General features: G+C 45.0%; 12 protein-coding genes. All 12 read right to left on the bottom strand.

Annotated features, from left to right (window positions below; translation table 11 throughout):
* Positions 1-7: 7 nt before the first annotated feature.
* The 12 genes from tpiA to WC526_01950 all read right to left on the bottom strand — a co-directional run bounded on the left by tpiA (position 8) and on the right by WC526_01950 (position 12,139).
* Positions 8-763, bottom strand: coding sequence for a triose-phosphate isomerase (gene tpiA / locus WC526_02005; GenBank protein MFA5061896.1), 756 nt, complete (start codon positions 761-763; stop codon positions 8-10).
* A complete protein-coding gene (locus WC526_02000; GenBank protein ID MFA5061895.1) occupies positions 750-2,060 on the bottom strand; it encodes a pitrilysin family protein in 1,311 nt (436 codons plus the stop codon). The genes tpiA and WC526_02000 overlap by 14 nt, the downstream gene beginning before the upstream one ends.
* Before the next feature lie 2 nt (positions 2,061-2,062).
* Positions 2,063-3,436 carry a glycine--tRNA ligase gene (locus tag WC526_01995; GenBank protein ID MFA5061894.1) on the bottom strand — a complete coding sequence of 458 codons (1,374 nt, stop codon included), beginning with the start codon at positions 3,434-3,436 and terminating at the stop codon, positions 2,063-2,065.
* 79 nt (positions 3,437-3,515) lie between these two features.
* Positions 3,516-4,064, bottom strand: a complete 549-nt coding sequence (frr, locus tag WC526_01990; GenBank protein MFA5061893.1) for a ribosome recycling factor — start codon at positions 4,062-4,064, stop codon at positions 3,516-3,518.
* A 10-nt stretch (positions 4,065-4,074) separates the two neighbouring features.
* A complete protein-coding gene (locus WC526_01985) occupies positions 4,075-5,160 on the bottom strand; it encodes a hypothetical protein (protein MFA5061892.1) in 1,086 nt (361 codons plus the stop codon).
* Between the two features lie 15 nt (positions 5,161-5,175).
* Positions 5,176-6,093 carry a hypothetical protein gene (locus WC526_01980; GenBank protein MFA5061891.1) on the bottom strand — a complete coding sequence of 306 codons (918 nt, stop codon included), beginning with the start codon at positions 6,091-6,093 and terminating at the stop codon, positions 5,176-5,178.
* A 3-nt stretch (positions 6,094-6,096) separates the two neighbouring features.
* Positions 6,097-7,182 (bottom strand): glycosyltransferase family 1 protein, encoded by a 1,086-nt coding sequence (locus WC526_01975; GenBank protein ID MFA5061890.1) that lies wholly within the window; start codon positions 7,180-7,182, stop codon positions 6,097-6,099.
* A gap of 1 nt (position 7,183) precedes the next feature.
* Positions 7,184-8,191 carry a rod shape-determining protein gene (locus tag WC526_01970; protein MFA5061889.1) on the bottom strand — a complete coding sequence of 336 codons (1,008 nt, stop codon included), beginning with the start codon at positions 8,189-8,191 and terminating at the stop codon, positions 7,184-7,186.
* 2 nt (positions 8,192-8,193) lie between these two features.
* Positions 8,194-9,567 (bottom strand): DUF4012 domain-containing protein, encoded by a 1,374-nt coding sequence (locus WC526_01965; GenBank protein ID MFA5061888.1) that lies wholly within the window; start codon positions 9,565-9,567, stop codon positions 8,194-8,196.
* A gap of 89 nt (positions 9,568-9,656) precedes the next feature.
* Positions 9,657-11,141: a glycosyltransferase family 2 protein gene (locus WC526_01960; protein MFA5061887.1), complete on the bottom strand. Its 1,485-nt coding sequence runs from the start codon at positions 11,139-11,141 to the stop codon at positions 9,657-9,659.
* A gap of 3 nt (positions 11,142-11,144) precedes the next feature.
* Positions 11,145-11,537 (bottom strand): hypothetical protein, encoded by a 393-nt coding sequence (locus tag WC526_01955; GenBank protein MFA5061886.1) that lies wholly within the window; start codon positions 11,535-11,537, stop codon positions 11,145-11,147.
* A 2-nt stretch (positions 11,538-11,539) separates the two neighbouring features.
* A complete protein-coding gene (locus tag WC526_01950; protein MFA5061885.1) occupies positions 11,540-12,139 on the bottom strand; it encodes a hypothetical protein in 600 nt (199 codons plus the stop codon).
* Positions 12,140-12,153 lie beyond the last annotated feature (14 nt).

Raw genomic sequence — 12,153 nt, 5'->3', positions numbered from 1 at the left:
CGCGTGTTTAAACTTTGTTGACAATCCCCAGCCAGCTGTCAAGTTTGGCGGAGGCGCCGCCGACCAGGACGCCGGCAATATCCGGCTGGCCCAAATACTCGTCGACATTTTCCGGCCGCACACTGCCGCCGTATAAAATTATCGGATTAACGCCCGTAACCAATCCGGAAACTAATTTTTTAATCAGCGCGTGCATTCTTTGCGCTTCTTTCGCGTCACAATTTTTGCCCGTGCCTATTGCCCAGACCGGCTCATAGGCAATAAACAAATTTTTGCCCTCCGGCCAGGTTAAGTTATCAAAAGCCGCCCGAAGTTGCACCTCAACCGCTTCATCGGTTTGGCCTTTCTCTCTTTCAGCCGCGGTTTCCCCAACGCATAACACCGCTGTCATACCGGCCGCTAAAATCGCTTCCAGTTTTTCTCGGGTCTCATGGTTTGATTCATGAAACTGATGTCTTCTTTCCGAATGTCCGGCGAGCGCATAAGAGCAACCCGCGTCTTTATACATCTGTGCTGAAATTTCACCGGTGTAACCGCCCTTATCAACCCAGTAGGTGTTTTGCGCGCCGAGCCCGATACCAACATCTGCGAGCACCTGCCCGACCGGATACAAAGCCAGGGCGCTTGGGAAAATCGCCATCTTTACATTTTTAGGAAAATTTTTTGATTCATTGGCCAGGGCGTTGGCCAAAATATTGCTCTCGTCAAAATCCAAATACATTTTCCAATTGGCAAATAAATATACGGGTTTACTCACAGACATAGGCAAATAATTTAGTGATTTTGGCTTTGTCGTCCGGTCCGACAATGGCCATTTTCATCTGTTTTAAATCCAGAATTTTTTGAGCCACGCGGCGCACCTCGCCGGCTGTTACTTTTTTGACATTCTTAATAAATTCTTCATAAGTTTCCATCTTGTCGCCGAACAAAAACTGGCGCGCGAACCACTGGCTCTGGGCGCTTGAGTCCTCCATAGCCAAATCAAGTTTGCCGGCGATATTTGTCTTGGCATCGGCGAGTTCTTTGGCGGAAACCAAGTCCTTTTGAATTTTGATTATTTCTGATTTGATAACCTTTAAGGCATCGTGCAGTCGTGACGGATCCAAACCGGCCTGAACCGCTACCGCGCCCACATCTTTAAATGATGCCGAACCGGCGCGCACCATGTAGGCCAACCCCCGCTTCTCGCGCACCTCCACAAATAACCTTGAACTCATGCCGCCGCCCAAAATAGTTAAGAGCACGGCCTCGGCATAACGATCCGGATGAGTATATTTTAAACCGGGAAATCCTAAGATCACGTGCGCCTGATCTACTTTTCTCTGTGAAAGCTCAATTTTATTTGCCAATGGAATTTTAGCGCCGGCGCTGCCAGTACCGCCCGCGCCCGGCCAGGCAAATTTTTTAAATTCCAAAGCATTGCTGCCGGTTGCTTTTTCATCGGCGAAACATTTTAAATATTTTTTAAGCGCGGCCGGCTGAAAATTTCCGGCAACCGCCAAAATCATGTTCTTGGGTACGTAATGTTTTTTATAATAATTCCATAAATCGGCTCTAGATAGTGCGCGAACGCTTTGAGCTGTGCCGGCAATATCTCGTCCCAATGGATGATTGCCAAACATAACCCTGTCAAACAGCAAATCAACGGCCATAGTCGGATTGTCTTCATACATTCTGATTTCTTCAACAATCACGCCCTTTTCTTTTTCAATTTCTTCGGCTGAAAAAACCGAGTGATATACCATATCATCCAAAAGGTCAAAGGCCAGGTCCAATTTGGCGCTGGAAATTTTTATATAATAACCGGTGTAATCTTTATAGGTGAAGGCGTTAAATTCCGCTCCGGCCGCGTCCAGCTCGCGGGAAATTTCCAGATAATCCGGCCGTTTGGTTGTGCCTTTAAACATCATGTGCTCCACAAAATGCGAAGCGCCGGATAATTTTTTGTCTTCATATCTGGAGCCAACCGGAAACATGGCCAAAACCGTGACGGCTTTGGTGCCGGCAAGAGGCATGGTAATCACGCTCATGCCATTTTTTAATTTTGACAATTTGTGCATAATTATTCCTTGAATTTTTCCGCCAGATAATCTTTAAGTTCGGCAATCTTAATTCTTTCCTGCTTCATACTGTCGCGATCCCGCACCGTTACTTTTTTGTCTTCCAGGGACTCAAAATCAACAGTGACACAATAAGGCGTGCCGATCTCGTCCTGGCGGCGGTAGCGCTTGCCAATACTTTGGGTCTCGTCATATTCAATCATAAAATCCTTGCGCAGCTGGTCAGCCAGGGGCTTGGCAATTTTTGACAATTCTTCTTTTTTGGAAAGAGGTAAAATTGCCACCTGAATTGGCGCTAAATGTTTGGGAAATTTCATGACCACGCGATTTTCTGTCTCGCCTTTTTCGGCTGTGGGGGCCTCTTCTTCATTGTATGCTTCCAGCAAACAAACCAACATCATCCGATCAATTCCAAAAGTCGGCTCAATAACATGGGGTAAAAATCTTTCATTGGTTTCCGGATCCGTATAGTGCAAATCCTGACCGCTGACAGCTTCATGTCTGGATAAGTCAAAATCAGTGCGATAGGCAATGCCATGAAGTTCTTTGACGCCAAACGGATATTTGTATTCAATATCAACCGTGCGTTTGCTGTAATGGGCTCTTTCGCCGTCCGGAATCTCATGCCAGACCAAATTTTTCATATTAATTTGCATCACATCTTTCCACCAGCGTTCAATTTCTTTGAGCCACATTTCAAATATTTTTTTCCAGTCCTTGGGATTAATAAAATATTCAAATTCTCCGATTTCAAATTCGCGGGTGCGAAAAATGAAATTGCCCGGAGTGATTTCATTTCTGAAACATTTGCCGATTTGGGCGATGCCAAACGGCAAGCGGCGGCGGGTAACTGATTGAATGTTTTTAAAATTAACAAACATACCGCCGGCGGTTTCCGGACGCAAATAGGCCACGGTAGAATTATCTTCGGTGGTGCCTAAAAATGTTTTAAACATTAAATTAAAACTTTTTGGAGTAGTGAGCGATCCCCCGCAATCAGGGCATTTCACTTCTGATATGGTTTTTATTTTTTCTTTATCATAACCCGGTTTGGCGCTAATTGTCTCCAACAAATGGTCAGCCCTAAAACGATGGTGGCATTTTTTGCATTCCACCAATTCATCGCTGAAATTCTGCAAATGACCCGAGGCCTCCCAGGCCTTTGGGTTCATAATAATGGCCGAGTCAAGCGGCACCATATCCTCTCTTTCCTGTACAAAAAACTTCCACCAGGCCTTTTTGATGTTTTGCTTTAGCAAGTGTCCAACCGGGCCATAATCCCAGCTATTGGCCAAACCGCCGTAAATCTCGCTTCCCGGGAACACGAAACCTCGTCTCTTGGCTAGAGATACAATTTTTTCCATGTCTTTTGGCATAGTAGGTATATTTTATGAAGGTATATACATTATAAATTTAAGACCCTCTTTGGTCAAGAGGGTTTGTTCGGTTTTCGCTTTATATCGCATTTATTTCCGCTTCTTTCTTTTCTCCAATTTCTTTAACTTTTTCATTATATTCTCCCACCATTTTTTCCAACTCTTCCTGCAGGCGGTACTTTTCATCCTCGCCGATTTCACCGCCGTCTTCGGCGGCCTTAATCATTTCTTTCACGTCTTCCCTGTTTTTACGTATGGAAATGCGGGCGGCTTCTAATTTTTGGTGTAAAACTTTTATAAGTTCCTGCCGGCGTTCAGTGGTCAGTTCCGGTAAAAATAACCTGATTTGACTGCCGGTATTGACCGGATTTAACCCCAGCCCGGAATCGCGGATGCCTTTTTCCACTGCCGCCAAAAGCGCCTTGTCCCAAGGGTCAATGTTTACGGTTTTGGAATCGGGAATGTTTATGGACGCCACGGATTTGAGCGTCTGTTTGGTGCCATAGGCCTCAACCATGACGTCTTCAACAATCGCCGAAGACGCCCGGCCGGTGCGCAGACCGGAAATATCATTTTTCAGAAATTCAACCGCCTTCTCAAAGTCCCCTTTAAAATCATTTATTTGCATAAGTTTTAGATTAAGGAGTAGTAAACCCGACAAAGAGCATTTTGCCATTGGCCGGCTGAATCAACATATCAACCGGAATCGTATTGGTCGGCAAATTTTTAGTCACCCAATTTTTACCGCCGTCGGTTGTTTTATACAGAGTGGATCGCACATTGGCATTGCTGTCGCTCAAAATCGTGCCGGTATAATAAATTTCCAACTGATTCTTCGGATTTACGGCCAAACTGTAAATATTCACACTGCCCGGCGCTGTCAGCAGTTTCAAATCAGTCCAGGTTTTGCCGGCGTCATCAGAACGCAGGATGCCATACTTTGAAACCCAAAACAAACTGTCCTTTTGCGCGGGATTTGGATACATTCTGTAAAAATTTTTACTTTCGCTAAAACTGCTAAACCCGGAGCTTAAGTCCGTCCAGTTATCTCCGCCATCGTCCGACTTATAAAGACCGTTGGTAAGCGCGGCCGCGTAAAGACGACCGCCGGTAAACCGATCCAAAACCAAAGAACGAATTTCAAAATTAAATCTTTTGGCTATTCTCCAGCTTGAGCCGCCGTCTTTACTGCGCAGGATGTCGCCGCCGATTTCTGCGCCATAAACAATACTGGAATTTTGATAATCAACAATCAAAGAAGTAAACCGCTGATCCGGACGCTCTTCGGTAAAAGCCAAACTCCAAGTACGCAAACAATCATTGGTTTTATAAACATGTGGTCCATCACTCACAAAAATCGTGCACTTGTCGCGCGGATCCACGGCCAAAGCATAGATATATTTGCCGGCCATAGCGGAGACCGCGGTCCAGGTATCGCCGTTATCATAACTGTAAAACAAACCCTGGCCACGGGTGCCCATATAAAGAGCGTTCGCGTCGCTCGGATCCGTAAAAATTCTATAGACCTTGGCGCCGCCGATACTTTGTACACCCTTAGCGGTCGGCAAAGCCGCCTTTTGCACCCACGTCGTTCCGCCGTCTTCCGATCTGAAAATTCCCATGGCTCCGCCTCCGGTCGTGCTGCCGTTTATTTGGATACAGCTGGCGCCCAGCAAAAGCAACGAACCGGCTAGAACCAATAGGATGTATATATTTTTGGACATATCTTTAACTTATTTTTAACTAAATGTTAACAAAATTTGTTCAATAATTAATTTTGGATTTATATTTTGATTTAACAGCACCCGCGCTTTTTTAAATTCGTCAATCAGGCGGGCGGCATCTTTGGCGGATAAATTATTATTCGGCAAAAAAAGATTTTTTAGCATCACCTCTCGCCAGAGGATAATCCAAATTTCCAAGGCCGAGAGCACCTTGTCGCGGCTTCTGATGGTGTCGGTTTTATCGCCGAACAAATCGCTTACCGCCGACATCCTTTTATAAAAAGGTACGCTCATGATTGTATTCCACCGCTCAATTTCCTGGCCGTAACTTTTGCGCAGAACCGCGTCTTGGGCCAAATTTATGGCTTTCCCCGGCCGGCCCCATGACAAATTGGCCGAATCCCTGGCTGCGGTTTGTTCAAAACCCATTTCCTTCAAACCGGCTTCTATTTCTCCTTTTTCTATTAAAGGGAAATAAAACATCTGACAACGGGAGCGGATGGTTGGCAGGAGCGCGTTGTCGTCGGTTGTCAGCAGAAAAAACACGCACTGTCCTTTTGTTTCCTCCAAAATCTTTAAGAGTGCGCTGCCGGATTCTTCATTAAGCAGTTCGGCCTCATCTATTATAACAGATTGATACTCTCCTAGCCATGATTTGCGCCCCACCCGGTCTTTTATCTGGCGCGCCTGCGCGATGGATATGTCTTTTTTCAGTTTGCCGGTTTTCTCGTCTTCCTCGCGGGCGACGTAATAAAAATCCGGATATAAATCCAATTTTGCTTCATCCACTCTTAACAGTTTCGCGCAAATATTTCTGGCCACGGTTCTTTTGCCGACCTCGTCATAGCCGACAAAACAATATGACTGGGCCAAATTTTTGTTGGCCAGCGCGTTGTCAAAATAATCCAGGATTTTTTTGTGGCCGATAATCATATTTCAGACGTTTACAATTTTACTGATGGTTTCCCAGGTGTTGGCGCCGGTTTTCTCCCAGGAAAAATTTTTAACTCTTTCTAATCCGGCCTTTATTTTTTCTTCGCGCAAGTTATGATCTGCCAATAATTTATCCACAGCCCCGGCAATTTCATTGATGTTTTGCGGATCAGCATATAAAACCGCGCCTCCCCCAACTTCGGCCAAAGAATTTCCGGCTGAAGCCACCACCGGCGCACCGCAGGCCATGGCTTCCAAAACCGGCAGACCGAACCCTTCATACAAAGAAGGAATCAAAAACACGGAGGCCTTGTTTAATAATCCGACTATTTCCTGTTCATTAATCCAACCGGGTAAAATTATATCTGATTTATAAGGCGACGCCTCTATTTCCTGTTTTATTTTTTCATAGCCGACCCGGGGCGCGCCGACCAGTATTAATTTCAAATCCGGATGGGTTTTTTTTAAAATATTAAAACTTTTGACAATGCCAATTGTATTTTTTTTCTCTTCCAGACGCCCCAGCGACATTATCATCGGCTCTCTGGGTATTCCCAAAGATTTAAAAACATTACTGTCATAGCCCAGAGGCGTCACCTTTATTTTTTCTTCATTAATTTTATAATATTTTTTTAACTCGTTTTTACTAAACTGCGACGGCGTCAAAATTACCACCGCTTTTTTAACAATCAAACGGTTCATCCATTTTAAATAAATTCTACCTAAAAAATTATAGGCCGAAGGAAACGCCAAAAAAGCGCTATCATGGATTGTAGCCACAATTTTCGCCGGACAAACCCAGGGAATCAATTGCCCGGGCGCAAAAAAAACATCCGGCGGGTTGCGCCACAACTCCCAAGACAGCCGAATTTGACTCCAAAGTTTTTCTAGCGGCCAGCGTAAAATTTTTGCCTCCCAGTTCGGCGGCAAAACACCCAACTCACCTTGCAAAGGCGTGTTGGAATACAAAACCACCCTCGCCGTTGAGGGTATTTGTTTTTTAAGTTCTTGTATCACATGCCAGCAATAATTTTCCACTCCGGTTCTCTGCGGTTTGTTGGCATGCGCGGCTTCTATACCAATGATCATACTATTTCGTCGCCAAAATACTGCGTTTATAACTTTCTAAATTATCCAAAGCAATACCCGTGCCTTTGGCCACGCACAACAGCGGCTCTTCGGCCACATAAGTAGGCACGCCGGTTGATTGCGCCACCAGTTCATCAAGATTGCGCAGTTGCGCCGAACCGCCCGCTAAAATTATGCCTTTATCAATCACGTCCGCCGACAGCTCGGGCGGGGTCTTGTGCAGAACCTCTTTAATGGCATCTATTAAATTTTCCAAATCATGCTTTAAGGCCTCGGTGGTGTCGTCAGAAGTAACTTGTAAAATTTTCGGCAAGCCGGTAATCATATCGCGTCCTTTGACATCCATAGTGAGGGGCTTATCCATAAACATGGCCGAACCGATGTTTATTTTAATTTCTTCGGCAGTGCGTTCGCCAATGGCCAGATTATATTTGTGGCGTATATATTCAATAATAGCCATATCAAACTTACTGCCGCCAATACGGGCCGAACCCCAGGAAACAATCCCGCCTAAAGAAATCACGGCAATCTCGGACGTGCCGCCGCCAACATCAATAATCATATGGCCCGAAGCCGCGCCAATTGGTATGTCGGCGCCAATGGCCGCCACCACCGGCTCTTTTATAATATAAGCGGCGCGCGCGCCGGCCGCGATAGTAGCGTCAATTACCGCGCGTTTTTCAGTAGAGGTAATGCCGGCCGGCACCGCCACCATAACCTCCGGTCGGAACAAGTGCACTCCGCCCAAGGCCTTGTTTATAAAATATCGGAGCATGGCTTCGGTGGTGTGATAATTGGCAATCACTCCGTCTTTAAGAGGCCGCTCCGCCAGAATGGAATCCGGAGCACGACCGATCATATCTTTGGCCTCAAGTCCGACAGCCAAAATTTTTCCATCAGCTTTGGAGATAGCCACAACACTGGGCTCGTTTATCACAATCCCCTTTTTTGGCACATAAACCAAAACATTGGTTGTGCCTAAATCTATGCCTAACTTTTTAATAAACATAACTAGAATTCTCTATCTACGATTAAATCGGACTCCTTGGTAAATACAGTTTTACCAAAATTCAGGTGCAGAGTCAATTTATGTCCCAAGGTGCCGATCTGCTTTTGCACAAATAACTGATAGGTGTTGGCATTGATTTGTGAAACAATCTTCGGCGCCAGCTCAAACTGCCAAGTCAAATCTTTGGTCTGGCCCGGTTCTATGGCTATGAAAGTACCAAACCACTGCTTGCCGTTTTCCATGCCCTGATCAACTGTCCCAACATCGGTGGTGCGGTCATTTCTCATACTGCCCTCTACGGAAATGAATTTACTGCCCAGAGGCAAATAGACGCGCGCGTAAGTGCGGTAGCGGGTCGTAAACTTATCAAAATGGCCGGTGTTGGTGTAGGTCATTTTCACGGTGCCGATAAATTTGTCCGTGGAAGACGGTGATGGCGCTATCAAATAACTCAAGGTCCGCTCCATCGCTTTGTCTGTTTTAAGCGCGGCCAAATTGGCATCCACCCACATCAAATAATCGGATGGCACCTGTTTGATTTCTCCGGCCCAATCTTTAGCGAGCAAAACATTTTCGGCCTCCGGATAAGACGAGTAAGCCACAATCTGCTTTTGGGTAAGCATTTGCTGTGCCAAATTCAGATAATCAGCCCAGTGCAGAACCACGTCAGTGCGCAATCTTTGCAACAATACACGGGACAAATTGGCTAAAATTTGTTTTCTATCATTAAATTCCAAACCCTTTTGCGCGTATCCATATTCAACTTCATATTCCAATTTTTGGGTAAAATTTTCCGGTGTAAACTCTTCGCCGTCAACCGTAATCGGCCCGCTGATTTTTAAAATGTTTTCCAGAACGGTCGGGGTAAAGCCAATCACGGAATCAATGGAATCCGCGGCGGTTCCATTTTCTATTTTAAACAAATTCATGGAGTTCAAAGATGACTCGGCAAAATCCGGCGACCAATTACTGTCTCTAAACCCCCATTTCTTAATGTATAAATATTTTGCCAAAGGGGCGGGCGGAATTGGCAATTTATCCTGGGGAGCGTAATTATCTAAAATTTCCGTGCCCTCAACTTTTAAAATTTGCGGAATGCCTTTGTCAACTCGCACCACCGCGTAAGCGCCGATAAAACCGCCTCCGGGCCGCAGTTCGGTGTTATTTAAAAACAACAGCAAATAAGTGCGCGGATTGTTATAACCCAAAATTTCCTGAATCAGATTCACCTCCGATTTATTGGAAGTGACGTGTTCACTCATGGTTCTAATGATTGTTTTTTCCAAACCGCCGGATTTATACCAAAAATAAAGACCGGCTGTGGCGGCGCCAAGCGCGAGTATTATTATAACTAGCCCTACTACAATTTTTTTCATAATTTCAAAGGTTGAGTCAAAAAAGAAAATGCATTTTCTTTTTTGCGAAACCTGCAGAAATTTCTAGCCGCAGGCGTTTATATTTCTAGTTACATTCTTTTTTTGACTGAAACGTTAAAACCCAGATATTTGCCGAACATTAAATGCGTAACCGCGTCAATGCAGGGAATGGCTGAAAAAAGAATCAGGGAAACCGGCAAGAGCAGCCACTGTAAAAGCATGAACAAATAATGATAGCGCGGATGAGTGCCCGGCCGGCGCGGCAGAATTAACATGCTTAATATCGCCGATACAAATAAACCCAACATGGCCAAGGTCATCAAAATTTCCAAAATGTTCGGAGCGTTGAAAAAGAGCGCGCTTTGCCTGACTTCGTTACCGGCCACCCACAAGGGCAATCTGCCGATTAAAGTAATTAAAATGGCCACCACCGCCCAGCTCCACTTGCCTTCCCATTCATGAAATAAAACCGTGGCCTTCTTCCACCAGCTGATATTTTTATTTGTCCTATATTGCCAAAGCAAGTAGGAAATATGTTCGGCCCCCCAAGCCCAGCGTCTTTGCTGGTAATATAAATTTTTTAGCGACATCAGCCAATTGTTGTCACGCACCGTATCCAAGGAAACCGGAATATACAAAGGCGTCACCTCGTAATCTCCATTATACCTCAACCAGCACTGATAAAAAATCCTTGAGTCCTCGCTCACTATATTTTTGCTGTGTCCGCCGCAATCCATAATGGCCTTAAAACTCATGCTGTGCGAAGAAAACGTCACCAGATTATCCAGCCGGGCCAGAGAAAACAACATCCAAAAAGTCGTGCCGAACGCCATCACGCGCAAGATTGAAGGCGATTGCCACATGTTGTTGTTGTAGAGGGTAAGCGGCTGGAAAGAACTGTGATCCGGCCTGGGGTGTGAAGAATATAAATAGGTCAGGTGCGCTATATAGGCGGGGTGCGCGATCGTGTCTATGTCAAAAATTGAGGCGATAATATTTTTATAATCCCAACCCCTGGTATCGGCGTATTTTTTAAATTCATATTCGGCAAAATGAATATTGGAACCCTTGCCCTTGATTTCATCCGGCAAACCGTCGGGGTGCGTATAAAATATCAGGTCGGCAAATTTTCCCGCATAGTTTTCCTTAACCTGGCTTTGAATTTTCTGCCAGTGTTCAATTTTTCTGCCTTCTCCGGACATGACAATATATATTTCGCCGGCCGGATACGTCGAAGCGCATAAACTGTCCAGGGTGGTTCCAACCACCTCCCAATCCTCATTATATATCGGTAAAAAAACTACATTCTTTTTCTCGCGCCAGTTGGGAAATTCTTCGGTTAATTTTTTAAACCAATCCACTTTGACCGCGCGCCTGAACCGGCGCCAGGAAAATATCAGATAAAATGAAAAATAAATAACCCGCAAAACCCAATAAACATCAAAAACAATTATAAAATAAATCATCCACAGCGGCCGGACAAAAGACAGACCGACGCCGACAATCAGGGTCAGCCAAATAGACAGTCCCGGTAAAATCTCATATAGCCGATATCTGGCGTAGTTTGAAAGCATAGTTTACTTTTTTTTCTTGCCGATATGCGCCTCGCCGCTGTATTTTGGCACTGCGTACTGCCCTACCGGAATTTTCTTTATTTTTTTCCAAACAGCTTCCGGGCGCCACTCCTTATCTATGCCCATAACCGGAATTTTTAAAGCCAAGCCCAGCGTATTGACGCAAGTAACTGCCAGACGAGTGGCCGTGAATTTGCCGACACCGATAACCACTGCCAAATATTTTATATCTTTCAGCGTCAAACCGATTTGCGTCAAAAATTTTTCCAGACAAACTAAAATGTCCTCCCCTGCTTCCGCTTTGATTTGTTTCTGCTTAAATCCTCCGCTGGAAGCGCCGGTTGAATAATAAAAGACAACCGCTTTCTCCCCGCTGTTATCAATGATTAAAAACATAACTAAACCGTTATCTCGTCAAGAACAACCATGTGCTTGCCTTCAAAAATGTTATATAAGAATTTATCGCCAATTTCTTTACGGTCGAAAAACTCTTTTTCAGACATGATCGTGTACCTGATCAAACGGCCCAAATCTTTTTCAAATTCATTTATTATTTTAACCACCGCCCCGGGCTTAACCTCGCCGACTAAAAGCACGTCGGTTTCAGAATCAGTCGCGCCGGTAAACGAGCCGGTGAGCATCATCATTTTTAATTTGCCGGCTTTTTGCTTTAAAAGTTCAACCAATTCCCTTTCCTGGAGCATTTGCGCCTTTAACAGGAGCGCCTTCAGTTCAAAATGGAGCAAACAGCCGCCATCCAATTTATAATATTTTGATCGGCCGGTGCCGCCGATTTCAGACGTGGAAGCGGCTTCATCCATTGATACGCCGCAAATCAGCCCCAACTCCTCCATGTTGGCAATTTCGCGCCTGACCGCGTTTAATTGAGTGTCGGCCAGCCGGGCGATTTCCCGCACGTAAAAAGATCTTTCCGGGAATTGAAAAAAAATATGGAGTAATTTAACTCTGGTCTTTGAACCAAAAAGTTGTTCAAGCATATATTGTGTGCTTT

It is taken from the genome of Patescibacteria group bacterium, from assembly GCA_041649475.1.
Taxonomy (GTDB): domain Bacteria; phylum Patescibacteriota; class Patescibacteriia; order Magasanikbacterales; family GWA2-37-8; genus JBAZNA01.
The sequence above is the reverse complement of the archived record's forward strand: the minus strand, read 5'-3'. Positions and strand labels throughout refer to the sequence as shown.

Coding starts and splice junctions, on each gene's coding strand:
- WC526_01965 (MFA5061888.1), bottom strand. CDS start 9,567: ATGAAAAAAATTGTAGTAGGGCTAGTTATAATAATACTCGCGCTTGGC.
- WC526_01960 (MFA5061887.1), bottom strand. CDS start 11,141: ATGCTTTCAAACTACGCCAGATATCGGCTATATGAGATTTTACCGGGA.
- WC526_01995 (MFA5061894.1), bottom strand. CDS start 3,436: ATGCCAAAAGACATGGAAAAAATTGTATCTCTAGCCAAGAGACGAGGT.
- WC526_01980 (MFA5061891.1), bottom strand. CDS start 6,093: ATGATTATCGGCCACAAAAAAATCCTGGATTATTTTGACAACGCGCTG.
- WC526_01950 (MFA5061885.1), bottom strand. CDS start 12,139: ATGCTTGAACAACTTTTTGGTTCAAAGACCAGAGTTAAATTACTCCAT.
- WC526_01985 (MFA5061892.1), bottom strand. CDS start 5,160: ATGTCCAAAAATATATACATCCTATTGGTTCTAGCCGGTTCGTTGCTT.
- WC526_01975 (MFA5061890.1), bottom strand. CDS start 7,182: ATGATCATTGGTATAGAAGCCGCGCATGCCAACAAACCGCAGAGAACC.
- WC526_02000 (MFA5061895.1), bottom strand. CDS start 2,060: ATGCACAAATTGTCAAAATTAAAAAATGGCATGAGCGTGATTACCATG.
- frr (MFA5061893.1), bottom strand. CDS start 4,064: ATGCAAATAAATGATTTTAAAGGGGACTTTGAGAAGGCGGTTGAATTT.
- WC526_01970 (MFA5061889.1), bottom strand. CDS start 8,191: ATGTTTATTAAAAAGTTAGGCATAGATTTAGGCACAACCAATGTTTTG.
- WC526_01955 (MFA5061886.1), bottom strand. CDS start 11,537: ATGTTTTTAATCATTGATAACAGCGGGGAGAAAGCGGTTGTCTTTTAT.
- tpiA (MFA5061896.1), bottom strand. CDS start 763: ATGTCTGTGAGTAAACCCGTATATTTATTTGCCAATTGGAAAATGTAT.